Below are 21,798 nucleotides of genomic sequence, written 5' to 3'. Positions count from 1 at the left end.
TGCCCGGTGCCCTGAACCGGCCCCCGCCGCACTGGTGCGGGTGGTGCTCTACACGGCGGTGCGGTTGCACCCGCGCAACTTGGGCACCCCGCGCCCTGAACCGGCGCGCCCCGCCCGGCCGGGCGCCCTGGTCCGGCCGGGCGGGGTGCCGGGGCCGGTCACTAGACTGGGCCCGATGCCCACCCACTCCACACCCGTCGCCGAGGTGCGTTGATGCGCCTCGTCTTCGCCGGTACCCCCGAACCCGCCGTGCCGTCGCTGCGCGCGCTCCTCGACTCGCCGCGGCACGAGGTCGTCGCCGTCGTCACGCGGCCCGACGCGCCCGCCGGCCGGGGCCGCAAGCTGCTGCGCTCACCCGTCGGCGCGCTCGCCGACGAACACGGCATCGAGGTCCTCACCCCGCCCAAGGCCGGCGACCCGGACTTCCTGCAGCGCCTCACCGAACTCGCCCCCGACGCCTGCCCGGTCGTCGCCTACGGGGCGCTCCTGCCGCAGCGCGCGCTGGACATCCCGCGGCACGGCTGGATCAACCTGCATTTCTCGCTGCTGCCCGCGTGGCGCGGCGCGGCGCCGGTGCAGGCCGCCATCCGCGCCGGCGACGAGATCACCGGCGCGTCCACCTTCCGCATCGTCAAGGAACTCGACGCGGGCCCGGTCTTCGGTGTGGTCACCGAGAAGATCGCCGACGACGACACCGCCGGCGCGCTCCTGGACCGCCTTTCGGTCTCCGGCGCCCGCCTCCTGGCGTCCACATTGGACGGCATCGAGGACGGCGAGGTCCAAGCGGTGCCCCAGCCCGCCGACGGCGTGACCTACGCCCCGAAGGTCACCGTCGAGGACGCGCGCGTCACGTTCACCGACCCGGCTGCCGCCGTCGACCGCCACATCCGCTCGGTCACCCCGGATCCGGGCGCGTGGACCGAGTTCCGCGGCGAACGCTTCAAGCTCGGCCCGGTGACGATCGTCGACGAGCCCCCGCTGGCGCCGGGCGAGCTGCGCGTCGAGCGCAAGCGCGTCCTGGCGGGCACGGCGACGAAACCGGTGCGGCTGGGCGAGGTCCAGGCGCAGGGCAAGAAACGCATGGCGGCCACTGACTGGGCCCGCGGCACCCGCATCGAGCAAGGAGAACGGCTGTCATGAACGAGCGCAGGCCAGCCCGGCCCCAGCGCGGCCGACCGGCGCCCCGCAAACAGGGCCCCCGCCGCCCGCCTGCCGAGGACCCGGCGCGCCGCGTCGCGCTGGACGTGCTGCGCGCCGTCCGCCAGCGCGACGCCTACGCCAACCTCGTGCTGCCCGACATGCTGCGCCGCAACCGCCTGTCCGGCCGGGACGCCGCGCTGGCCACCGAGCTCGCGTACGGCGCTTCCCGCGCCCAGGGCATGCTCGACGCGATCCTCGCCGCGTGCCTGGACCGCCCGCTCGACAAGGTCGACGGCCCGGTCCTGGACTGCCTCCGCCTCGGCGCCTACCAGCTGCTGCGCACCCGCATCCCGGAACACGCCGCGGTCACCTCGACCGTCGACCTGGCCCGCGCCGACGCCGGCTCGCACGTCGCCGGGTTCGTCAACGCCGTCCTGCGCAGCGTCTCGGAGAAGGACGAGGCCGCGTGGATGGCGGAGCTGACCCCGGACCGCGACAAGGACCCGATCGGGCACCTCGCGATGCGCACCGCCCACCCGCGGTGGGTGGCGCGCGCGTTCGCCGAGGCGCTCGGCGACAAGGGCGACGACCTGCAGGCGGCGCTGGAGGCCGACGACGCCCGTCCCGCTGTGCACCTGGCCGCCCGGCCCGGTGAGATCAGCGCCGACGAGCTGGCCGCCATCACCGGCGGCGACGTCGCCCCGTACTCGCCCTACGGCGTGCACCTGCCGGCGGGCGCGGGCGACCCGGGCGATTCGGAGCCGATCCGGGAGCGCCTCGCGGTGGTGCAGGACGAAGGCAGCCAGTTGTGCGCGGTCGCGCTCACCCGGGTGCCGCTGGAGGGCACCGACGAGCGCTGGCTCGACCTGTGCGCGGGCCCCGGCGGCAAGGCCGGGATGCTCGGCGCGCTCGCCGCGACCCAGGGCGCGCACGTGGACGCCGTCGAGCAGGCCCCGCACCGCGCGAAGCTCGTCGAGCAGGCGACCGAGGGCCTGCCGGTCACCGTGCACGTCGCCGACGGCCGCGACCCCGGCCTCGAACCCGGCTTCGACCGCGTCCTGGTCGACGCGCCGTGCAGCGGCCTGGGCGCCCTGCGCCGCCGCCCCGAGGCGCGCTGGCGGCGCAAGCCCTCCGACGTGCCGGACCTGACCAGGCTGCAGGGCGAGCTGCTCACCTCGGCGCTGGACCTCGCCCGGTCCGGCGGTGTGGTGGCCTACGTCGTCTGCTCGCCGCACTTGGCCGAGACCGAGGGCGTCGTCGGCGAGATCGCCCGCCGCAGCAAGGCCGAGGTGCTGGACGCGCGCGAGTTCTTCCCCGGCGTGCCCCAGCTCGGCGACGGGCCGTACGTGCAGCTGTGGCCGCACCGGCACGGCACGGACGCGATGTTCTGCGCCGTGCTGCGCAAGCCGTGACCGTCCTCGGCCTGATCGGCAGCTCGTGCGGGGGACTGGACACCCGGTTCCGCGCCGAGCTGGCCGCGCCTGCCGCCGCCCGCGGCCACCGGCTCGCGATCACGCTCACGCCGACCGCGCACCGCTGGCTGGAGGCGGCCGGAGAACTCGACCCGCTGGCCGCCCTGACCGACCTGCCGGTCCGCGCCACCTCACGGCTGCCCGGCGAACCGCGCCCGCACCCGGACCCGCCGGTGTTCCTGTTCGCGCCGGCGTCGGCCAACTCGGTCGCCAAGCTCGCGCTGGGCATCGCCGACAACCAGGCCCTCACCGTCCTGGGTGACGTGCTCGGCGACCCGTCCGTCACGATCATCGTCGGCTACCAGGTGCAGGACGCCCGGTTCCGGCACCCGGCCTGGCGGCGGCACCTGGACACCCTCGCCGAGGCCGGCGTGCGGGTGCGGCGGCTGGAGTACGGCAAGCCCTGGTCGGAGATCCTGGACCTGCTGCCGGCGTCCACAGGATGAGTGGGGCCACGGGCGCGCGGACGCACGATCTACACTCCGTAACCGTGGCCCACCGACCTCTCATCGCGCCCAGCATCCTGTCCGCCGACTTCGCCCGTCTGGGCGAGGAGATCCACGCCGTCGCCGGTGCCGGCGACACCCGGGCCGACTGGGTCCACGTGGACGTCATGGACAACCACTTCGTGCCCAACCTGACGCTGGGCCTGCCGGTCGTGCAGTCGCTGCTGAAGTCCACGGACATCCCGCTGGACTGCCACCTGATGATCGAGGACCCGGATCGCTGGGCCATCGGCTACGCCGAGGCCGGCGCCTACAACGTCACCGTGCACGTGGAGGCCGCCGCGGACCCGGTGATGCTGGCGAAGAACCTGCGCGCCGCGGGCGCCAAGGCCGGGCTGTCCATCAAGCCGGGCACGCCGCTCGAGGACCACGTCGAGACCCTCAAGCACTACGACACGCTGCTGGTGATGTCGGTCGAGCCGGGCTTCGGCGGCCAGTCGTTCATCCCGGACGTGCTGGAGAAGGTCCGCACCGCGCGCCGCCTCGTCGACACCGGCCACCTCAAGCTGGTCGTGGAGATCGACGGCGGCATCAACGCCGACACGATCGAGCAGGCCGCCGAGGCCGGCGTGGACTGCTTCGTCGCCGGCTCCGCCGTCTACGGCGCGGAAGACCCCGGCAAGGCCGTCGCGGCCCTGCGCGAACGTGCCGCCCGCGCCGGCGCGGCACACTGACACCGACAAGGAGGGGCGCGCCAGTGTTCACCGGGATCGTCGAGGAGCTGGGCGAGATCACGGCAGTCGAGCAGGTTCCCAACGCCGCGCGGCTCACCGTGCGCGGGCCGGTGGTGACCTCCGACGCCAAGCACGGCGACTCGATCGCCGTCAGCGGGGTGTGCCTGACCGTCGTGGACGTGTTCGGCGCCGAGTTCACCGTCGACGTGGTGCACGAAACGTTGCAGCGCTCCCGGCTGGCCCGGATCGCCGTCGGTGACCGGGTGAACCTGGAGCGCGCGACCGCGGTCGGGGACCGGCTCGGCGGGCACATCATGCAGGGCCACGTCGACGGCACCGGGGTGTTCCTGTCCCGCGATCCGGACGGGCTGACCCGGTTCGCGCTGCCGGCGGGGCTGTCCCGTTACGTGGTGGAGAAGGGCTCGATCGCGGTCGACGGCATCTCGCTCACCGTGGCGAGTGTGACGAACGACGAGTTCTCCGTGGCGCTGATTCCGACGACACTGGAACTGACCACCCTCGGCCGTGCCGAGCCGGGTGATCCGGTGAACCTCGAGGTCGACGTGCTCGCCAAGTACGTGGAGAAGCTCGCGACGCCCCATCTGCCCGGCCGCACGGAGCACACTGGAGCCGGGGCAGGCCCGAAGGAGGACGCGTGAGCAGCGCAGCAACACCGTGCGGGACGGGGGTGCCGGTCGACGTCGCCGGCATCGAGAAGGCGATCGCGGACATCGCCGCCGGGCGGCCGGTGGTCGTCGTCGACGACGAGGACCGCGAGAACGAGGGCGACCTCATCTTCGCCGCCGAGAAGGCGACGCCGGAGCTGCTCGCCTTCATGGTGCGCTACACCTCGGGGTACGTCTGCGTGGCGCTCACCGAGGAGGACTGCAACCGGCTGGACCTCCCGCCGATGTACCACACGAACCAGGACCAGCGCGGCACCGCGTACACGGTCACGGTGGACGCGGCCGAGGGCATCACCACCGGCATCTCCGCCTCCGACCGGGCACACACGATCCGGCTGCTCGCCGACCCGAAGTCGCAGGCCGGCGACTTCCGGCGGCCGGGGCACGTGGTCCCGCTGCGCGCCAAGGAGGGCGGCGTGCTGCGCCGCCCCGGGCACACCGAGGCCTCGGTCGACCTGGCCCGCATGGCCGGGCTGCACCCGTCGGGCGTGCTGTGCGAGATCGTCTCCCAGAAGGACGAGGGGGACATGGCGCGCCGGGACGAGCTGGAGGTGTTCGCCTCCGACCACGACCTGCAGATCATCACGATCGCCGACCTGATCGCCTACCGGCGCCGCCACGAGAAGCAGGTCGAGCGGGTCGCCGAGGCGCGCATCCCGCTCGAGGCCGGCGTGTTCCGCGCGGTCGGCTACGACAGCCTGCTGGACGGCATCGAGCACGTCGCGTTCGTGTACGGCGAGGTCGGCGACGGCGAGGACATCCTGGTGCGGGTGCACTCGGAGTGCCTCACCGGCGACGTGTTCGGCTCGCTGCGCTGCGACTGCGGCCCGCAGCTGGACACGGCGCTGCGGATCGTCGCCGACGAGGGCCGGGGTGTCGTGCTTTACATCCGCGGCCACGAGGGCCGTGGCATCGGCCTGCTGCACAAGCTGCAGGCCTATCAGCTGCAGGACCTGGGCGCGGACACGGTGGACGCGAACCTGGCGCTCGGGGTGCCCGCGGACGCCCGCGACTACGGCACGGGCGCGCAGATCCTGTGCGACCTGGGTGTGCGGTCGATGCGGCTGCTGACGAACAACCCGGCGAAGCGGATCGGCCTGGAGGGCTACGGCCTGAAGGTCACCGGCCGGGTGCCGCTGCCGATCTCGCCGAACCCGGAGAACCTGCGTTACCTGCGCACGAAGCGGGACCGGATGGGCCACGACCTGTCCAACCTGGAGGAGTTCGACCAGGTCGGCGCCGACCTGGAGGCACGGAACGGGAACGGTGCTGGGCAATGAGCGATGACGACCGCGGGGAGGAACCGCTCCAATCAGACACAGTGCGTTTTCCCACTCAGGGATTGGCGTGGACCGAGGGACGAGGGGAACGGCAAAAGCCATGAGTGGTGAAGGGCGGCCGGACGTCGAGCTCGACCTGAGCGAGTGCGAGAACTTGCGGCTGGGCATCGTGGTCACGCGGTGGCACGCGAAGATCACCGACGCCTTGCTGGAGAACGCGCTGAAGGCTGTGCGGGAGGCGAAGCTGTCGGAGGAGCCGACGGTGGTGCGTGTCGCCGGCGCGGTGGAGCTGCCGGTGGTGGCGCAGGCGCTGGCCCGCACGCACGACGCGGTGGTCGCGCTGGGCGTGGTCATTCGCGGCGGCACGCCGCACTTCGAGTACGTGTGCGACGCGGTGACGGCCGGCCTGACGCGGGTCGCGCTGGACGAGGGCACGCCCGTCGGCAACGGGGTGCTGACCTGCGACACCGAGCAGCAGGCGCTGGACCGCTCCGGCCTGCCCGGGTCGAAGGAGGACAAGGGCCGCGAGGCCACGCAGGCGGCACTGGACGCGGCGCACGTGCTGCGGTCGCTGCGGCAGCCGTGGACCGATCGGAAGTTCGTGTGAGCGCAGCCGTGGCGGAGAAGTCGGAGGCCGTGGTGTTCCGGCCGCACCGGGCGACGTGGATGTCGGCGGTGCTGGCGGTCGTGCTGCTGGCGGTGTTCGCGGTCGTGGCGATCCTGCTCCGCGGCTCGGACACCGGCGTGATCTTCCAGCGGTCCGACCAGATCGCCATGGTGTTCATCGGACTGCTGCTCGCCGGCGCGACGATGCTGTTCGCGACGCCCCGGGTGCGGGCGGACGCGTCGGGCGTGCAGGTGCGCAACGTGCTGGTGGGGCGCCGGTTCAGCTGGCTGGAGGTGCTGTCGGTGAGCTTCCCCGACGGCGCCTCGTTCGCCCGGCTGGAACTGCCGGAGGACGAGTACTACGCGATGCTCGCGATCCAGGCGGTCGACCGGGACCGCGCCGTCGAGGCGGTGCGCACGCTGCGCCGCCTGCACAAGGAAGCCTGGGCCGCGCAGGACTGACCGCCGGCAGGGCGCACATCGCCGAGACTGTGCGCCCCGCGCGGCGGGTCAGACCGTCAGGTCGACCACCACCGGGGCGTGGTCCGAGGTGCCCTTGCCCTTGCGCGCCTCCCGGTCCACGTACGCGTCGCTCACCGCGCCGGTGAACTTCGCCGATCCGAAGACCAGGTCGATCCGCATCCCGTTGTTCTTCGGGAACGCCAGCTGCCGGTAGTCCCAGTACGTGTAGGGCGTGTCGTACTTCAGGGCGCGCGGCAGGACCTCCTCCAGGCCTGCCTCGCGCAGGGCCGCCAGCGCCGCCCGCTCGGCCTCGGTCACGTGCGTCATGCCGTCGAACAGCGTGATGTCCCAGACGTCGGCGTCGGTCGGCGCGATGTTGAAGTCGCCCAGCACGGCGAACGGCCGGTCGTCCCCAGCCTCGGCCGCCACCGTCGAACGCAGCGCCGAAAGCCACCGCAGCTTGTACGCGTAGTGCGGGTGCGCCACCTCCCGCCCGTTGGGCACGTACACCGACCACACCCGCACCCCGCCGCACGTCGCGCCGATCGCGCGCGGCTCGGAGACGTCGTCGAACGTCGGCTCGCCGTCCAGGCCGCGCCGCACGTCCGCCAGCCCCACCCGGGACAGGATCGCCACGCCGTTCCACCGGCCGGTGCCGTACGCCGCGACCTCGTAGCCCGCCTCGGCCACCTCGGCGGGGAACGCCTCCGTGGTGCACTTCAGCTCCTGCAGGCACACCACGTCCGGCTGTGTGATCTCGAGCCAGGACAGCAGCTTCGGCAGCCGCGCGGTGACGGAGTTGACGTTCCAGGTGGCGATGCGCATGATCCCGAGAATCGCATACCCGCCCGGCCCCGGCGCACGCGGCGGGAGGGGTGCGTCGGACTGTCACACCCGAGCCATAGGCTGGAGGGCGTGGCTGACCCGTCCACCTACCGTCCCTCGCCGGGGAGCATCCCGGAAGAGCCCGGCGTCTACAAGTTCCGCGACGCGACCAAGCGGGTCATCTACGTCGGCAAGGCCAAGAGCCTGCGCAGCAGGCTGAACTCCTACTTCGCCGACCTGTCCGGGCTGCACCCGCGCACCCGGCAGATGGTGACCACCGCGGCCAGCGTGGAGTGGACCGTGGTCTCCACCGAGGTCGAGGCCCTCCAGCTCGAGTACAACTGGATCAAGGAGTTCGACCCACGGTTCAACGTCCGCTACCGCGACGACAAGTCGTACCCGGTGCTGGCGGTGACCCTGCACGAGGAGTTCCCGCGGCTGCACGTCTACCGCGGCCCGCGCAAGAAGGGCGTGCGGTACTTCGGCCCGTACGCGCACGCGTGGGCGATCCGCGAGACGCTCGACCTGCTGCTGCGCGTGTTCCCGGCGCGCACCTGCTCCAACGGCGTGTTCCGCCGTCACGGCCAGATCGGCCGCCCGTGCCTGCTCGGCTACATCGACAAGTGCTCCGCCCCGTGCGTCGGCCGCGTCACCCAGGAGACGCATCGCGGCATTGTTGATGACTTCTGCGACTTCCTCTCCGGGCGTACCGACGCGATGGTGCGCAAGCTGGAGCGGGACATGGCTGAGGCGGCCGAGAACCTGGAGTTCGAGAAGGCCGCCCGCCTGCGCGACGACATCGGCGCGCTGCGGCGGGCGATGGAGAAGCAGGCCGTGGTGCTCGGCGACGGCACGGACGCCGACCTGGTCGCCTTCGCCCACGACGAGCTGGAGGCCGCCGTCCAGGTCTTCCACGTGCGTGGCGGCCGGGTGCGCGGCCAGCGCGGCTGGGTGATCGACAAGGCCGACGAGATGGGCGTGCCCGAGCTGGTCGAGCAGTTCCTCACCCAGTTCTACGGCGAGCAGGTCGAGCTGGCCGAGCAGGGCACCGACCTCGGCACGCCGGTGCCGCGCGAGGTGCTGGTGCCGGAGCTGCCCGAGGACGCCGAGGCGATGACGGAGTGGCTGTCCGGGCTGCGCGGCTCCCGGGTGCAGCTGCGGGTGCCGCAGCGCGGCGACAAGCGCGCGCTCGCCGAGACGGTGGAGCGCAACGCGCAGGAGGCGTTCCAGCAGCACAAGCTGCGCCGCGCGGGCGACCTGACCGCGCGGTCGGCCGCGCTGGCCGAGCTGCAGGAGCACCTGGGCCTGGACAGCGCGCCGCTGCGCATCGAGTGCGTCGACATCAGCCACACGCAGGGCACCGACGTGGTGGCCTCGCTGGTGGTGTTCGAGGACGGCGTGGCGCGCAAGTCGGAGTACCGCCGGTTCGCGCTGCGGGAGGCCGCCACCGAGGGGGATGTCGCCGCCATCGCCGAGGTGGTGCGGCGGCGGTTCGCTCGATACCAGACCGAAACCCAGGAAGGCCTGGCGGGCGAGAAGCCGGGCATCGACCCGGAGACCGGGCGTCCGCGCAAGTTCGCCTACCCGCCGAACCTGCTCGTGGTCGACGGCGCGGGCCCGCAGGCGACGGCGGCGGCGGACGTGCTGGCGGAGATGGGCATCACCGACATCGCCGTGGTCGGCCTGGCGAAGCGGCTGGAGGAGGTGTGGCTGCCCGGCGACCCGGACCCGGTGATCCTGCCGCGCACCTCCGAGGCCCTGTACCTGCTGCAGCGGGTGCGGGACGAGGCGCACCGGTTCGCCATCACCTACCACCGGCAGAAGCGCGCCAAGCACGTTCAGGTGTCCGCTTTGGACGGTGTGCCGGGGCTGGGGCAGGCACGGCGGGCGGCGCTGATCAAGCACTTCGGCTCGGTGAAGCGGCTGAAGGAAGCAGGGGTGGACGAGATCGCGCAGGTGCCTGGCGTGGGGAAGCGCACGGCCGAGGCGATCTTCGCCGCGTTGGCCTCACTTGGGGAGTCGGAGAAGAAGTGACGGGAGAGACGATGGCCGAGGACCGGGGCACCGGCATGGAGGTCGCGGTGGTGACCGGCCTGTCCGGCGCCGGCCGCAGCACGGCCGCGAAGTGCCTGGAGGATCTGGGCTGGTTCGTGGTGGACAACCTGCCACCCGAGCTGATCGCGACCATGGTCGAGCTGGGGGCGCAGGCCCGTGGCGCGATCACGAAGGTGGCCGTCGTGATGGACGTGCGCTCGCGCGCGTTCACCGACGACCTGTCCTCGATCATCAAGGACCTCGACGCGCGTGGCTACAAGCCGCGGGTGCTGTTCCTGGAGGCCACCGACGCGGTGCTGGTGCGCCGGTTCGAGCAGGTGCGCCGCGGCCACCCGCTGCAGGGCGACGGCCGTCTGATCGACGGCATCACCGCCGAACGGCAGATGCTCGCGCCGCTGCGCGAGGAGGCCGACCTGGTGCTGGAGACCTCCGCGCTGTCGGTGCACGACCTGCGCGCGAAGATCGAGGACGCGTTCGGCACCGAGTCGGCGACGCAGACGCGGGTCACTGTGCTGTCCTTCGGCTACAAGTACGGCCTGCCGATGGACGCCGACCTGGTGATGGACGTGCGGTTCCTGCCGAACCCGTTCTGGATCCCGGAGCTGCGCGACCACACCGGGCTGGACGCGGAGGTGCGCAACTACGTGCTTTCGCAGGAGGGCGCGGAGGAGTTCCTCGACCGCTACCACCAGCTGCTGCGCCTGATCGGCGCCGGCTACCGGCGGGAGGGCAAGCGGTACCTGACGCTGGCCGTGGGCTGTACCGGCGGGAAGCACCGGAGTGTCGCGATCTCCGAGGAGCTGTCCCGGCTGCTGTCCAATGAGGACGGTATGGCGGTGAAGGTCATCCACCGGGACCTGGGACGCGAGTGACTCCGACGTTGCGCGCCGTCGCGCTGGGTGGTGGACACGGGCTGCACGCGACGCTGACCGCGTTGCGGCGGCTGACCCCGGACGTGACCGCGGTGGTCACGGTCGCCGACGACGGTGGTTCGTCGGGCAGGTTGCGGCGTGAGCTGGGTCTGTTGCCGCCGGGGGACCTGCGGCAGGCGCTGGCCGCGCTGGCGGTCGCCGAGAAGGGCGAGTCGCTGTGGGCGGAGGTGTTCCAGCACCGCTTCGGCGGCAGCGGCGCCCTCACCGGGCACGCGGTCGGTAACCTGGTGCTGGCCGGGTTGTTCGAGGTGCTGGGCGATCCGGTGGCCGCACTGGACGAGGCGCGGCGGCTGCTGGGGGTGTCCGGGCGGGTGCTGCCGATGTCGCCGGAGCCGCTGGAGATCGAGGCGGAGGTGTCCGGCCTCGACGACGACGGGACGCTGCGCCGGATCCGCGGCCAGGTCGCGGTGGCGAGCACGCCGGGCCGGGTGGAGCGGATCACGCTGCGCACGCCGCGGCGGCCGGGCGGGGTGCCCGCCGCGTGCGACGAGGCGGTGCAGGCCGTCCTGGACGCCGAGGCGGTGTTCCTGGGGCCGGGGTCGTGGTTTTCGAGCGTCATCCCGCACCTGATGGTGCCCGGGTTGCACGACGCGCTGCTGCGCACCGAGGCGACGAAGATCGTGGTCCTGAACCTCGTCCCTCAGCCGGGTGAGACGGCGGGGTTCTCACCCGAACGGCACTTGGACGTACTCTTCCAGCACGCGCCCGGGCTGCGGGTGGACGCGGTGATCGCCGACCGGGATTCGGTGCCGTCACCGGCCCGCCTGCGGGACGCGGCGGCGGGACTGGGGGCCAAGGCGCTTCTGGCGGACGTGGCGGACCCTGGTCGCGAGGGTGTGCACGATCCGGATGCGCTGGCGAGCTGTGTGCGGGAAGCTCTCGGTCTCAGCGAGACCGAGGGCCGGAAAGGGTAGGGAGGGGCCATGGCGATGACCGCCGCCGTGAAGGACGAGCTCAGCAGGCTGCAGATCACGAAGATCGGGCCGCGCCGGTCCGAAGTCGCGTCGATGCTGCGCTTCGCTGGTGGCTTGCACATCGTGGGGGGACGGGTGGTGGTGGAGGCCGAGCTCGACACGGGTTCGGTCGCTCGGCGCCTGCGCAAGGAGATCCACGAGCTGTACGGCCACCATTCGGACGTGCACGTGCTGTCCGCGGGCGGGCTGCGGAAGACGACGAGGTACATCGTCCGGGTGGTTCAGGACGGGGAGAGCCTGGCGCGGCAGACGGGCCTGATCGACCAGCGGGGCCGCCCGGTGCGGGGCCTGCCCGCCGCGGTGGTGTCCGGCGGGATCGCCGACGCCGAGGCCGCGTGGCGAGGCGCGTTCCTGGCGCACGGTTCGCTGACCGAGCCCGGCCGGTCGTCTTCGCTGGAGGTCACCTGCCCCGGCCCGGAGGCGGCGCTGGCGTTGGTGGGGGCCGCCCGGCGGATGGGCATCCAGGCCAAGTCGAGGGAGGTGCGGGGAGCCGACCGGGTGGTGGTCCGCGACGGCGACGCGATCGGCGCCCTGCTGACCAGGCTGGGCGCCCACGCGAGCGTTCTGCAGTGGGAAGAGCGCCGGATGCGCCGCGAGGTCCGGGCGACGGCCAACCGCCTGGCCAACTTCGACGACGCGAACCTGCGCCGCAGCGCGCGAGCAGCCGTCGCGGCGGCCGCCCGGGTGGAGCGAGCGCTGGACATCCTGGCCGACAGCGCACCCGAACACCTGCTCGCCGCCGGACGGTTGAGGCTGGACAACCGGCAGGCGTCGCTGGAGGAGCTGGGCCAGCTGGCCGACCCCCCGATGACGAAGGACGCGGTGGCCGGCCGGATCAGGCGCCTGCTCGCGATGGCCGACAAGCGGGCGAAGGAACTGAACATCCCCGACACCGAAAGCGCAGTAACCCCGGAGATGCTCGAAGAGGAAAGCGTTTAACGGCGCACCAGCGCCACGCTTTGACCCAACCCCAAGGTAGCTGGGTGGTCATCCCGTCGCGTGACACTGGACGATCACCTTGAGCCAGGGCCGCAACCCAGGCTCTTTCCGGCGGCCGGACATGCCAACCTCGCGGCCCTGGCTCAAGGTGATATGCACAAACCGGAAGGCGACGGGATGACCACCCAGCGACCACCTCGCCAAGGCGAGCCGAGGCACCTCTAGGTCATCCCGGAGCCTGCCCGTCCGGCGAGGACTCTTTTGATCTTTAAAGCCGCGCCTTCGCGCGGAAACAGCGCCTCACGGCGCTCGAACGGTCACCTTTCGACCACCCCCACCCCCGATGCCTGATTGTGTTTCAGTCGCCGACCAGGCTTGTCAAGGCGGGAATGCGTGCCTTGACACGCCTGGTTGGCGACTAAAGATCGGCTGTGGATCGGGGGCGGGGGAGGTCTGGTTGGGGTAGTCGGTTCTGTGTCGTTGCCGGCTTGCGGTCACCTCAACAGGTCTTCGATTGTCGTTGTTGTTTCGGTGACCTCTCGCATTGCGGTCTCCAGTGCTGTTCCGCCCGGCCGGTGGCTCAGCACGACCACGACGTATCGGTCCTCAGTTCCGACCACTCCGCTGGTGTGCGCGTCCACCCCGCCGCGGCCTGCTGCCCACCCCTGTTTGATCGCCCACGGCCTGCCCGGTAGCGCGTCCGGGATGCCGAAGTACTGGTCGACGCCGTCGGCTGCCACCTGGTGCGCGTTCCGCAGTGGGTCGAGTATCAGTTGCCGCTCGCGGGACGGCATCGCCAGCACCGCCCGGTAGATCTTGACCACGTCTTCGGCCGACAGGAGTGTGTCGCCCCAGCGGCCCGGGTCCGCGGGGGGCTCGGTGGCCGTCAGACCGAGCGAGGTCGCCGTGCGGCGGACGATGTCGGGGCCGCCGCCGGACTCCCACAGCTGGTTGGCGATCGTATCGTCGCTGTACGACAGCATTCTCGTCACTCGAGGGCTCGGCCGGTCGGGCGTCACGTGCCCGCGCTGCACCAGGTCGACGGCGATCAGCAGCTTCACCAGCGACGCCGACCGGTACCGCGTTTCGGCGCCCTCCTGGCGCACGGTGCGGTTCTGCTTGCGGTCGTAGACGAGGACGCTCCTCGCCGAGGAGTCGGCCGGCACCGGCTCGGAAGCGCCGCCGCGGAGGGCGAGCGCGGCGCCGAGGGCCAGCGCGATCACGACGACGGCGACGACGAGGACGACGATCGGGCCACGGCGGAGTGGCCCGGTCTGCACGGACATGGTGATCAGGTTCGGCCGCGGATGTCCCCGTCCCGTTGTCGTCGTGTCATGGTTTTGCTATAGAGTCGCGGGAGTTGGTGAAACGCCGCCATAATCGGCCGGGTGCCGACTCTGCTGTTGATCGAGGACGACCCGGCTGTCCGGGAAGGACTGTGCCTGGGCCTGCGCCGGCACGGCCACGACGTCGAACCGGCAGCCGACGGGAAGCCGGCCTGCGGCTGCTCAACGCCCGCCGCCCGGACTTCGTGCTGCTCGACCTGATGCTGCCCGGCATCGACGGGTTCGAGGTGTGCCGCCGCATCCGCGCCACCGGCCCGGTCCCGATCATCATGCTCACCGCCCGCGGCGACGACATCGACGTGGTCGGCGGGCTCGAAGCCGGCGCCGACGACTACATGGTCAAACCCGTGCAACCCCGCGTCCTCGACGCCCGCATCAAAGCGGTCCTCCGCCGCGGCGGCGCGGCAGGTCAGTCCCGCGAGCAACACGGCGCCCTCACCATCGACCGCGCCGCCTGCGAGGTCACCAAGAACGGCGAACCGGTCCGCCTCACCCCCACCGAACTGCGGCTGCTGCTCGAACGGTCCCGCGTGCCCGGCCGCGTTCTCAGCCGCCAGCAACTGCTGGAACTGGTGTGGGAACACGACTACCTCGGCGACTCGCGGCTCGTCGACGCGTGTGTGGAGCGGTTGCGGGCGAAACTGGAGGACCAGCCCGCGGCGCCGGTGTACGTCCGCACCGTCCGCGGCTTCGGCTACCGGTTCGGTCCACTGTGATCAGACGAATCCTGGCGCGGCTGCGAGGAATCCGGGCGCGGCTGGCGCTGATCATCAGCCTCGTCGCGGTGCTGGCGACCGTCGGCGCGACCGGCGTCAACTACGTCACCGCGCGGCGCACCGTGCTCGCCGCGACCCAGGACCAGGTGATGACCCGGCTACGCGACGCCGTGGACGCCGCCGCCCCTGCCATCACCATGCCGCCGGACCAGGACACCCTCACCGACCTCGCGCGGTCGCTGCCGGGGGTCGCGGTCGCCCGGTACGGCAAGTTGAGCGCCGGGCCCGCGGACTACGTCCCGGCCGAGCTGGCGGACCGGGTCCGCGCCGAGCAACGCCTGGTGTTCCAGCGGGTCGACTACTCCGGCATCCCGGCCCTCGTGGTCGGCATGCCCGTCCTGACCGCCGAAAAGCAGCAGATCAGCGAGTTCGCGCTCAACGGCTGGCGCACCGCGGCCGTCGCGGTGCCGCTGGCGGTCGTCCTGGCGTGGCTGGCCGCGGGCGCGGTCCTGCGACCGGTGCGGCGCCTGCGGGACGGCGCCCGCCAGCTCGCCCACGGCCGGCTGTCCACCCGCCTGCCCGAGCGCGGCGGGGACGAACTGGCCGAACTGGCGCGCACGTTCAACGAATCCGCCGCCAGCCTGGAGAAATCGGTGGGGGAGCTGCGCCGCATGGAGGCCGACGCGCGCCGGTTCGTCGCCGACGTGTGTCGCACGAGCTGCGCACCCCGCTCGCCGCGATGACCGCGGTGACCGAAGTGCTCGACGAGGAGGCGGCGCGGCTGCAGGGCGACGCGGCCACGGCCACCCGGCTGGTCAGCGAGGAAACCCGCAAACTGACCCGGCTGGTCGACGACCTCATCGAGATCTCCCGCTTCGACAACGGCCGCGCCCGCATGGACCGGCGCGAGGCCGACCTCGGCGAGCTGATCGCCGCGACCCTGCGCACCAGGCAGTGGACCGAGCGCGTCGAGGCGGATCTGCCGCCCGGGATCATCGCCGCGGTGGACGCGCGGCGCTTCGACGTGATCGTGGCGAACCTGATCGGCAATGCCCTGCGGCACGGCGCGCCGCTGGTGCGGGTGCGGCTGTCCGCGTCGGGCGCGGACGCCGTCGCCGAGGCCACCGACCACGGGCCGGGCCTGCCCGACGACGTGCTCCCGCACGTGTTCGCCCGGTTCTACAAGGCCGATACCGCGCGATCGCGGTCGGAGGGGGTGGACTCGGGTTTGTCCATCGCGGAGAAGAACGCCGGGCTCCACGGCGGCACGATCGAGGCCGGCAACACCCCGGCCGGCGGCGCCCGGTGCGTGCTGCGGCTGCCGGGGCGGTGGTGACCGTGCGCTGGACCTGGCTGCTACTCGTGCTGGTGCTCGCCGGCTGCGGGTGCGCCCGACCGATCCGGTGCCCGCGGGCGACCCGCCGGTCGGGGCCGCGCCCGGGCCGATCCTGTTCTTCCTCAAGGCGGGCAAGCTCGCGCCCGTCGTCCGGCAGACCGGTCACCTCGGCACGGTGCCCGACGCGGTCACCCTGCTCCTGGCCGGGCCGAACACGCAGGAGGCCGCCGCCGGCTACGCGACCATGCTCCCCACCGGCGCACTCGGCGTCTCGGTCGGGGCGCTGGAGCAGGGGGTCGTGACGGTGAACCTCACCGCGCCGCTGGAAACCCTGCCCGAACCGGCGAAGGAGCAGATCGTGTGCACGGTGACCGCGGTGCACGCCCAGACCGGCGCGCGGGCGGCCAACCTGCTCGTGCGGCTGATCGGGACGCCCGGCATCACTCAGGTCGACGGCTACCCCGTCGTCACCACACGGCCCGAGGCGGCAACCCCGGCACACGGCCGGTCCTGCCCGCTGCTGCGCTGAAGTTCAAACGCGACAGATGTGCAAGGTGTGTTACGACCGCCCGTTGCCGGGTAGGAACTCGTAACCTGCCGGTTTCATCCCGGAGCGGTCGGCGAAACCCGTCTGCCGAAGCATCGATCACGCCGATGTCCGGTTCGGGGAAGGGGATGCGCATGCGAGGCTTCAGGGCGAGGAAGGTGGCGGCGCCGCAGGTGTCCGCCGACGTCGGCTCCTGGCTGCCCCGGCGCAGCAGCCAGGCGGGCGACTGGCCGGTGGCGGATCTGGTCGCCGCCAAGGGGGACACGACGGTCAGCGTGGTGATCCCGGCCAGGGACGAGGAGGCGACGGTCGGCGACATCGTGCGCACGATCCGCCGCGACGTCGTCGAGCGCCACCAGCTGGTCGACGAGGTCATGGTCGTCGACTCGCGTTCGCAGGACGCGACCGCGCGGGTGGCCGCGGAAGCGGGCGCGACGGTGGTGGCGCAGGACTCGGTCCTGTCCGCCCTGCCCGGGCTGCAGGGCAAGGGGGAGGCGCTGTGGAAGGGGCTGGCGGCGTCCACCGGGGACATCGTCGTGTTCGTCGACGGCGATCTGTACGACTTCACCAGCGACTACGTCACCGGCCTGCTCGGCCCGCTGCTCACCGACGACTCCATCGCCTACGTCAAGGGCTTCTACCACCGGCCGCTGGTCGGCGCGGTGAGCACTGACGCCGATGGCGGGGGCCGCGTCACCGAGCTGGTGGCGCGCCCGCTGCTCAACCTCTACTGGCCCGAGCTGGCCGGGTTCGTGCAGCCGCTGGCCGGCGAGTACGCCGGGCGGCGCGAGGTGCTGGAGCGGGTGCCGTTCGTGGCGAACTACGGCGTCGAGGTCGGGCACCTGATCGACATCCTGGAGTCCTACGGGCTGGACGCGCTCGCGCAGGTCGACCTCGGCAAACGCACCCACCGGCACCAGAACACGCAGGCGCTGGGCCGGATGTCCGGCCAGATCATGCTGACCGTGTTCGACCGCCTGGAGCGCTACGGTCGCCTGGTGTCGGCCGAACCGCCCGCGACGATGCTCGCCCAGTTCCGCCGCGGCGAGTCCGGGCATGGTGTGGACCGCGAGCTGGTGGTCACCGACCTGGCGTGCGAGCAGCGCCCGCCGCTGGCGACGCTGCGCGCCGCGGACGGCACCGGACTGCGGGAGATCGCCTGACGCGAACGCCGAACTAGCGCCCGGGAACGTGGGACTCGCGCGGCGCTCGCGAGTCCCACGCTCAGGCTCGCGAGTTCTGCGGTCAGGTGGCGTCGTGAAAGACCAGGCCCAGGGTGTGGCGGATGCCGGTGCGGACGGTGCTCACGCCGTGCCGCACCGGTGCCGCCGACCAGCCGCGGGAGGAGCGCACCGGCCGGTCCCGCGTGGTGAAGATCAGCCCGCGGCCCTGCGGCAGCTGGGTCACCGTGCCGCGCGACTGCGCGCGCGGCCGCTGCTCGACCAGCAGGAACTCGCCGCCGGTGTGGTCGGCGCCCGGCACGTCGAGCCCGATCACCACCTGCAGCGGGAACACCAGCTCGCCGTAGAGGTCGCGGTGCAGTGCGTTCCAGTCACCGGCGCCGTAGCGCAGCAGAATCGGCGTCGGCCGGATCTGGCCCGCCCGGTGACACCGGTCCAGCCAGGTCTCCAGGTCGTCCGGCCACGGCGCGTCCCAGCCCAGCTTCGCCGCCCAGTCCCGCGCGACCGGCAGCAGGTGCGGGTAGAACGCCGCGCGCAGGCGGGCGACCGGATCCGGCAGTGGGTAGGCGAAGTAGCGGTACTGGCCGGAGCCGAACCGGAACCGCGCCATGTCGATTGTGGACCGGAAGCGGCCCACGTCGTCGTACAGCGCCGCCAGCTCCCGGCACTCCCGCTCGCTGAAGATGGGCGGGGTGAGGGCGCAGCCGGTGTCGTTCAGTTCTGCCGTGAGAGCGGGCCAGTCGAAGCCCGCGACGTCCGAGATCACCCCGCCCAGTCTGCGCGCCCGGCTCGCCGTGGGCTGGCGGAAATCAGTCGGCGAGACCGCCGTACGCGATCACCTTGGTGATGCGCGCCCGGACCAGCAGCTCGCCGGGCACGGCGTTGCGCTTGCCGAACTCGTCCGCCCGGTCCTCGCCCATGTAGCGCGCGCCGATGCGGGTCGACCAAAGCAGCATCACGTCCAGGTCCTCGTGCAGCGTCGCCTCGGCGGTGAACTGGACGAACGCGAACGGCGGCTCCTGGTCGTCCACGCACAGCGACAACCGCGGGTCCCGCCGCAGCGCCCGCCCCTTCACCGACTCCGCGCCGGTGTTGAAGATCAGCTCGTCGGCAGCGTCGCCCGGGTTGACGACGAACCAGATGGGCGTCACGTGCGGGCTGCCGTCGGCGCGCGTGACGCCCAGCTTCCCGGTGCGCGTGCCCGCGGAAGCGAACTCCAGCCACTCGTCCCTGCTCAGTGCGTGCATGGGGCGACCATAGCGACGTGGGATCATGAGGGCATGGCGAGCGACGCACCGACCGCCGACGAGGCCGTCCGCACCATGCTGCTGCTCGTGCCGCGCCTGGTCGGCCGCGCCAAGAAGCTGCCGGTGCCGGAGCGGCTGCGCGACTTCAACCTCGCCCCGCGGCACCTGTCGCTGCTGTCCTACCTGCTGTTCGACGGGCCGATGACGGTCAACGAGCTGGCCGCGCGGCTGGAGGTCGCGCCCACCACCGTCAGCCTGATGGTCGGCGACCTCAGCCGCCGCGGGATCCTCGACCGAACCGAGGACGAGAGCGACCGCCGCCGCACGATCGTCAGCATCGCCGGTACCTACCGCGCCGAGGTCGAGGGCTGGCTCGCCGCCGGCGCCCGCGCCTGGCGCACCGCCCTGGACCCGCTCACCCCCGAGCAGCGGCGCCTGGTCATCGACACGCTGCGCACCTACGAGCGTGAAGTCGAGCGAGACTGGACACCCAGGTAGTCTGGCGCGCTGTGCGTGACTCGGACCTGATCAGCGGGGGGCTGGTGGACGAGGGCCTGGCCCGGCGGCTCAAGGCGCTCGCCTGCACCGCGCCCCTGCACGACCTGGACGCGCGGAAGTCCAAGCTCGACTGGGCCGACGCGACTGTCTACCAGATGGCCGAGATCGCCCTGCACACGATCGACCTGGTCACCATCGCGATGGACTTCGACACCGGTGCCAACCACGACGACGTCGTCCGGCGCCTGCAGCCGTTCATCGCCGCACAGGCCCCGCGCCGCCCGGCCGAGGAGCACCTGCGCGTCGCCCGCTGGGTGCTGGACAATCTGATCAACGTCGGCACCACCGACCGCGGTTTCCGCCGTGTCTACGGCAGCCTCGACGCGAACGGCACCTACCGGCGCCGCGCGTTCGACTTCAAGCTGCTCGTCGAGCTGGCCGCGCCCGACGGCGAGGTGTACCTGCGCGCCAGCGACGAGGCGATCAACGTGCTGGTCGGCGCGCTGGACACCGACGTCGAGTCCGCGCAGATCGCGGCCGAGGTGAAGCTGGAGAACCTGATCAGCCGCGGCCGCCTCGCCGACGCCAAGCTCGCCGCCGAGCAGGCCCGCTACCGCACCGTCCAATACGGCGAGACGCTGCGCGCCAAGCTGGACGCCACCCGCCGCGACGTGCGCGCGGTGGACTGGGACCGCGAGATGCCCGAGCTGCTGGACTCGGCGCTGACACACATCGAGGCCCGCTTCCGCGCGGAGAACGCGATCCTGCGCAACATCACCGCCGCCCGGGACGAGGCCGAGGACGTCGACCACAAACGCCGCGCCGCCGAGCTGGTCGACATCGTCAGCGACTGCATCAGCCGCCACACCCAGCTGCAGGCCCGCCTGCAGGCCGCGGGCGCGGTGTTCCGCGCCGAGCAGGACCGCCAGCAGTTCTCCGGCCCGCCGCAGCGCGCCACGGTCGACCTGTTCGGCCAGATCCTGGTGCCCGCGCTGGAGCTGCCCATCGCCGACGCCGTCGCGCCGCTGGAGTCGTGGTTCCACGCCTCGGCGGGCCTGGTGGTGCCGACTGTGCCCGCGCTGCCGTCGCTGGTCTCGCTGCTGCTGCGGCCCGCGCCCGAGCGGGACAAGGTGGTCGGCGAGGTGCCGGAGCCGGAGCTCGTCCCGCCGGAGAGCCTCGACCACTACAGTGACGAGCAGTGGCGGCGGGCCGACGAGCTGCTGGACCTGCCGGAGGTGCCGCGGCGGCTGTCCGGCGTGCTGGCCGAGGCCCGCGAGCTCGACCCGGAGCTGCCGCGTCTGGTGGCACTGCGGGCGCTGCACTCCTACAGTCCCGAGGTGGGCGCCGCCGTCCGGCAGGGGGACGATCGGGCGCTGCTCGCCGTCGACGACGGCACGCTGCTGGAGGACCCCGAGTTCGGGGGAGCCGACCTGCTGCTCAGCACAGCGCGGCTCGAACGCGAGGAAGACGAAGAGGGGGCGGCATGAGGACTGCTTGCAGGTCCGAATCATTCAGCGCCATGCCTGCCAAGGCACTGCCTCGGCTTGCCGCGTCCGTTGAGGGGGCGGCATGACGCGTCCGGTCACGACCGGCGACGCCGAGAACGCGGCACGGCTGATCTCGTTCGGCATGCGGCCCAAGCACCTGCCCTCGCGCGACGTGGTCTACGCCGATCTCGTGCGCCGCTACAGCGAGGACAGCGCGTTCAAGCAGCTGACCAACTCGGTCGCCGCGGGGCTGGGCCTGATGGTGCTCGACGTGAGCCACCAGGCGGGCGCGGTGCTGGCCGCCACCGACGAGTCGGTGTTCGAGGTCAAGATGGACAGCTACGCGCGGCAGAGCAAGATCCGCGAGCGCCGCGACACCGAGAAGGTGCTGCACGGCCTCGTGCACCTCGCCACCGCCGCGCTGGGCTACCCGCGCCCGGACGACCTGGCCAACGACACCTACATCGGCCGCGTCAGCGTCGACCAGGTGGACGGCGTGGTGCGTGAAGCGTGCCGGATCCTCGACGAGCGGGCCGCGAAGGCCGAGGCCAACAACGACCCGTTGTCTGACTCGCCGGAGCTGGAACAGGCCTGGCGCGCCTACGCCCGTCGTCCCGAAGCGGCGGCGACCAAGGACGGCCGCCTGGCCTCGGACACCACCCGCGGCATGGTGTCCCGCGCGCTGCGGTTCCTGGCCGACCAGGGGTTCCTGGTGCAGGTCAGCGGCGAGCAGGGCGGCACCTACCGCACCACGCCGCGCTACCAGGTGCAGGTGCGGGAACTGGCCGCGGACAGCGCGTTCGAGGAGTTGCTGGCCCTCGGCGTGGTCGCGGTCTCCGACGGCGAGGGCACGCTGCGCCCGTCTATTTCGGACACTCTTTAGGGGAGA

21 protein-coding genes and 2 pseudogenes are annotated in these 21,798 nt (G+C 72.3%); 19 read left to right on the top strand and 4 right to left on the bottom strand.

Annotated elements, in window-relative coordinates; genetic code table 11:
* Window positions 1–213 precede the first annotated feature (213 nt).
* The 8 genes from fmt to AMETH_RS20660 all read left to right on the top strand — a co-directional run bounded on the left by fmt (window position 214) and on the right by AMETH_RS20660 (window position 6,826).
* Window positions 214–1,140 (top strand): methionyl-tRNA formyltransferase, encoded by a 927-nt coding sequence (gene fmt / locus AMETH_RS20695; RefSeq protein ID WP_017983063.1) that lies wholly within the window; start codon window positions 214–216, stop codon window positions 1,138–1,140.
* Window positions 1,137–2,552, top strand: a complete 1,416-nt coding sequence (locus AMETH_RS20690) for an RsmB/NOP family class I SAM-dependent RNA methyltransferase (protein ID WP_026153209.1) — start codon at window positions 1,137–1,139, stop codon at window positions 2,550–2,552. The genes fmt and AMETH_RS20690 overlap by 4 nt, the downstream gene beginning before the upstream one ends.
* Window positions 2,549–3,058 (top strand): flavoprotein, encoded by a 510-nt coding sequence (locus AMETH_RS20685; RefSeq protein WP_017983061.1) that lies wholly within the window; start codon window positions 2,549–2,551, stop codon window positions 3,056–3,058. Before AMETH_RS20690 ends, AMETH_RS20685 begins: the two co-directional genes overlap by 4 nt.
* Window positions 3,059–3,102: 44 nt before the next feature.
* Window positions 3,103–3,792, top strand: a complete 690-nt coding sequence (gene rpe / locus AMETH_RS20680) for a ribulose-phosphate 3-epimerase (protein WP_017983060.1) — start codon at window positions 3,103–3,105, stop codon at window positions 3,790–3,792.
* Between the two features lie 23 nt (window positions 3,793–3,815).
* On the top strand, window positions 3,816–4,451 hold the full coding sequence (locus AMETH_RS20675) for a riboflavin synthase (protein WP_017983059.1): 636 nt from the start codon (window positions 3,816–3,818) through the stop codon (window positions 4,449–4,451).
* 29 nt (window positions 4,452–4,480) lie between these two features.
* On the top strand, window positions 4,481–5,758 hold the full coding sequence (locus tag AMETH_RS20670; protein WP_017983058.1) for a bifunctional 3,4-dihydroxy-2-butanone-4-phosphate synthase/GTP cyclohydrolase II: 1,278 nt from the start codon (window positions 4,481–4,483) through the stop codon (window positions 5,756–5,758).
* A 100-nt stretch (window positions 5,759–5,858) separates the two neighbouring features.
* Window positions 5,859–6,365 (top strand): 6,7-dimethyl-8-ribityllumazine synthase, encoded by a 507-nt coding sequence (gene ribH / locus AMETH_RS20665; protein ID WP_017983057.1) that lies wholly within the window; start codon window positions 5,859–5,861, stop codon window positions 6,363–6,365.
* Window positions 6,362–6,826 (top strand): PH domain-containing protein, encoded by a 465-nt coding sequence (locus AMETH_RS20660; protein WP_017983056.1) that lies wholly within the window; start codon window positions 6,362–6,364, stop codon window positions 6,824–6,826. The genes ribH and AMETH_RS20660 overlap by 4 nt, the downstream gene beginning before the upstream one ends.
* A gap of 48 nt (window positions 6,827–6,874) precedes the next feature.
* Here the strand turns inward: AMETH_RS20660 and AMETH_RS20655 are convergent, their stop codons facing one another.
* A complete protein-coding gene (locus tag AMETH_RS20655; protein ID WP_017983055.1) occupies window positions 6,875–7,651 on the bottom strand; it encodes an exodeoxyribonuclease III in 777 nt (258 codons plus the stop codon).
* Between the two features lie 90 nt (window positions 7,652–7,741).
* On the opposite strand from AMETH_RS20655, the gene uvrC reads away from it, so the two are divergent.
* From uvrC to whiA, 4 genes are read left to right on the top strand one after another with little or no spacing between them, the layout of a single operon-like run.
* Entirely contained in the window at window positions 7,742–9,685 is a 1,944-nt protein-coding gene (uvrC, locus tag AMETH_RS20650; protein ID WP_017983054.1) for an excinuclease ABC subunit UvrC, read from the top strand.
* Window positions 9,686–9,720: 35 nt separating this feature from the next.
* Window positions 9,721–10,578, top strand: coding sequence for an RNase adapter RapZ (gene rapZ / locus AMETH_RS20645; protein WP_051079538.1), 858 nt, complete (start codon window positions 9,721–9,723; stop codon window positions 10,576–10,578).
* Between the two features lie 8 nt (window positions 10,579–10,586).
* Window positions 10,587–11,552: a gluconeogenesis factor YvcK family protein gene (locus AMETH_RS20640; RefSeq protein ID WP_026153208.1), complete on the top strand. Its 966-nt coding sequence runs from the start codon at window positions 10,587–10,589 to the stop codon at window positions 11,550–11,552.
* Between the two features lie 9 nt (window positions 11,553–11,561).
* A complete protein-coding gene (whiA, locus tag AMETH_RS20635) occupies window positions 11,562–12,551 on the top strand; it encodes a DNA-binding protein WhiA (RefSeq protein WP_017983051.1) in 990 nt (329 codons plus the stop codon).
* A 494-nt stretch (window positions 12,552–13,045) separates the two neighbouring features.
* On the opposite strand, the gene AMETH_RS20630 is transcribed toward whiA, so the two are convergent.
* Window positions 13,046–13,837, bottom strand: a complete 792-nt coding sequence (locus AMETH_RS20630) for a serine hydrolase (RefSeq protein ID WP_017983050.1) — start codon at window positions 13,835–13,837, stop codon at window positions 13,046–13,048.
* A gap of 102 nt (window positions 13,838–13,939) precedes the next feature.
* Here AMETH_RS20630 and AMETH_RS20625 point away from each other — a divergent pair.
* The 4 genes and pseudogenes from AMETH_RS20625 to AMETH_RS20610 all read left to right on the top strand — a co-directional run bounded on the left by AMETH_RS20625 (window position 13,940) and on the right by AMETH_RS20610 (window position 17,659).
* Window positions 13,940–14,613: pseudogene (locus tag AMETH_RS20625) on the top strand (response regulator).
* Window positions 14,610–15,949: pseudogene (locus AMETH_RS20620) on the top strand (ATP-binding protein). The pseudogenes AMETH_RS20625 and AMETH_RS20620 overlap by 4 nt, the downstream one beginning before the upstream one ends.
* Before the next feature lie 49 nt (window positions 15,950–15,998).
* Window positions 15,999–16,478 carry a GerMN domain-containing protein gene (locus tag AMETH_RS20615; RefSeq protein WP_017983048.1) on the top strand — a complete coding sequence of 160 codons (480 nt, stop codon included), beginning with the start codon at window positions 15,999–16,001 and terminating at the stop codon, window positions 16,476–16,478.
* A 152-nt stretch (window positions 16,479–16,630) separates the two neighbouring features.
* Complete coding sequence (locus tag AMETH_RS20610) at window positions 16,631–17,659, top strand: glucosyl-3-phosphoglycerate synthase (RefSeq protein WP_051079537.1); 1,029 nt, start codon at window positions 16,631–16,633, stop codon at window positions 17,657–17,659.
* A gap of 82 nt (window positions 17,660–17,741) precedes the next feature.
* Here AMETH_RS20610 and AMETH_RS20605 read toward each other — a convergent pair whose 3' ends face one another.
* Complete coding sequence (locus tag AMETH_RS20605) at window positions 17,742–18,443, bottom strand: 2OG-Fe(II) oxygenase (protein WP_017983046.1); 702 nt, start codon at window positions 18,441–18,443, stop codon at window positions 17,742–17,744.
* A gap of 43 nt (window positions 18,444–18,486) precedes the next feature.
* Window positions 18,487–18,924: a PPOX class F420-dependent oxidoreductase gene (locus AMETH_RS20600; protein ID WP_017983045.1), complete on the bottom strand. Its 438-nt coding sequence runs from the start codon at window positions 18,922–18,924 to the stop codon at window positions 18,487–18,489.
* Window positions 18,925–18,957: 33 nt separating this feature from the next.
* Between AMETH_RS20600 and AMETH_RS20595 the strand changes: the two genes are divergently transcribed.
* From AMETH_RS20595 to AMETH_RS20585, 3 genes are all read left to right on the top strand, one after another.
* Complete coding sequence (locus AMETH_RS20595; RefSeq protein ID WP_017983044.1) at window positions 18,958–19,422, top strand: MarR family winged helix-turn-helix transcriptional regulator; 465 nt, start codon at window positions 18,958–18,960, stop codon at window positions 19,420–19,422.
* Between the two features lie 11 nt (window positions 19,423–19,433).
* Window positions 19,434–20,909 carry a hypothetical protein gene (locus AMETH_RS20590; protein WP_017983043.1) on the top strand — a complete coding sequence of 492 codons (1,476 nt, stop codon included), beginning with the start codon at window positions 19,434–19,436 and terminating at the stop codon, window positions 20,907–20,909.
* Between the two features lie 82 nt (window positions 20,910–20,991).
* Window positions 20,992–21,792, top strand: coding sequence for a hypothetical protein (locus AMETH_RS20585; protein WP_017983042.1), 801 nt, complete (start codon window positions 20,992–20,994; stop codon window positions 21,790–21,792).
* Window positions 21,793–21,798 lie beyond the last annotated feature (6 nt).

It is taken from the genome of Amycolatopsis methanolica 239 (assembly GCF_000739085.1).
Classification (GTDB): Bacteria; Actinomycetota; Actinomycetes; order Mycobacteriales; family Pseudonocardiaceae; genus Amycolatopsis_E; species Amycolatopsis_E methanolica.
This window is presented reverse-complemented; position numbering and strand designations above follow the sequence as displayed.

Excerpts from the sequence above, each read along its gene's own strand:
- fmt (WP_017983063.1), top strand. The coding sequence starts at position 214 with ATGCGCCTCGTCTTCGCCGGTACCCCCGAACCCGCCGTGCCGTCGCTG.
- AMETH_RS20690 (WP_026153209.1), top strand. The coding sequence starts at position 1,137 with ATGAACGAGCGCAGGCCAGCCCGGCCCCAGCGCGGCCGACCGGCGCCC.
- ribH (WP_017983057.1), top strand. The coding sequence starts at position 5,859 with ATGAGTGGTGAAGGGCGGCCGGACGTCGAGCTCGACCTGAGCGAGTGC.
- AMETH_RS20655 (WP_017983055.1), bottom strand. The coding sequence starts at position 7,651 with ATGCGCATCGCCACCTGGAACGTCAACTCCGTCACCGCGCGGCTGCCG.
- rapZ (WP_051079538.1), top strand. The coding sequence starts at position 9,721 with ATGGAGGTCGCGGTGGTGACCGGCCTGTCCGGCGCCGGCCGCAGCACG.
- whiA (WP_017983051.1), top strand. The coding sequence starts at position 11,562 with ATGGCGATGACCGCCGCCGTGAAGGACGAGCTCAGCAGGCTGCAGATC.
- AMETH_RS20630 (WP_017983050.1), bottom strand. The coding sequence starts at position 13,837 with ATGTCCGTGCAGACCGGGCCACTCCGCCGTGGCCCGATCGTCGTCCTC.
- AMETH_RS20610 (WP_051079537.1), top strand. The coding sequence starts at position 16,631 with ATGCGAGGCTTCAGGGCGAGGAAGGTGGCGGCGCCGCAGGTGTCCGCC.
- AMETH_RS20600 (WP_017983045.1), bottom strand. The coding sequence starts at position 18,924 with ATGCACGCACTGAGCAGGGACGAGTGGCTGGAGTTCGCTTCCGCGGGC.
- AMETH_RS20595 (WP_017983044.1), top strand. The coding sequence starts at position 18,958 with ATGGCGAGCGACGCACCGACCGCCGACGAGGCCGTCCGCACCATGCTG.
- AMETH_RS20585 (WP_017983042.1), top strand. The coding sequence starts at position 20,992 with ATGACGCGTCCGGTCACGACCGGCGACGCCGAGAACGCGGCACGGCTG.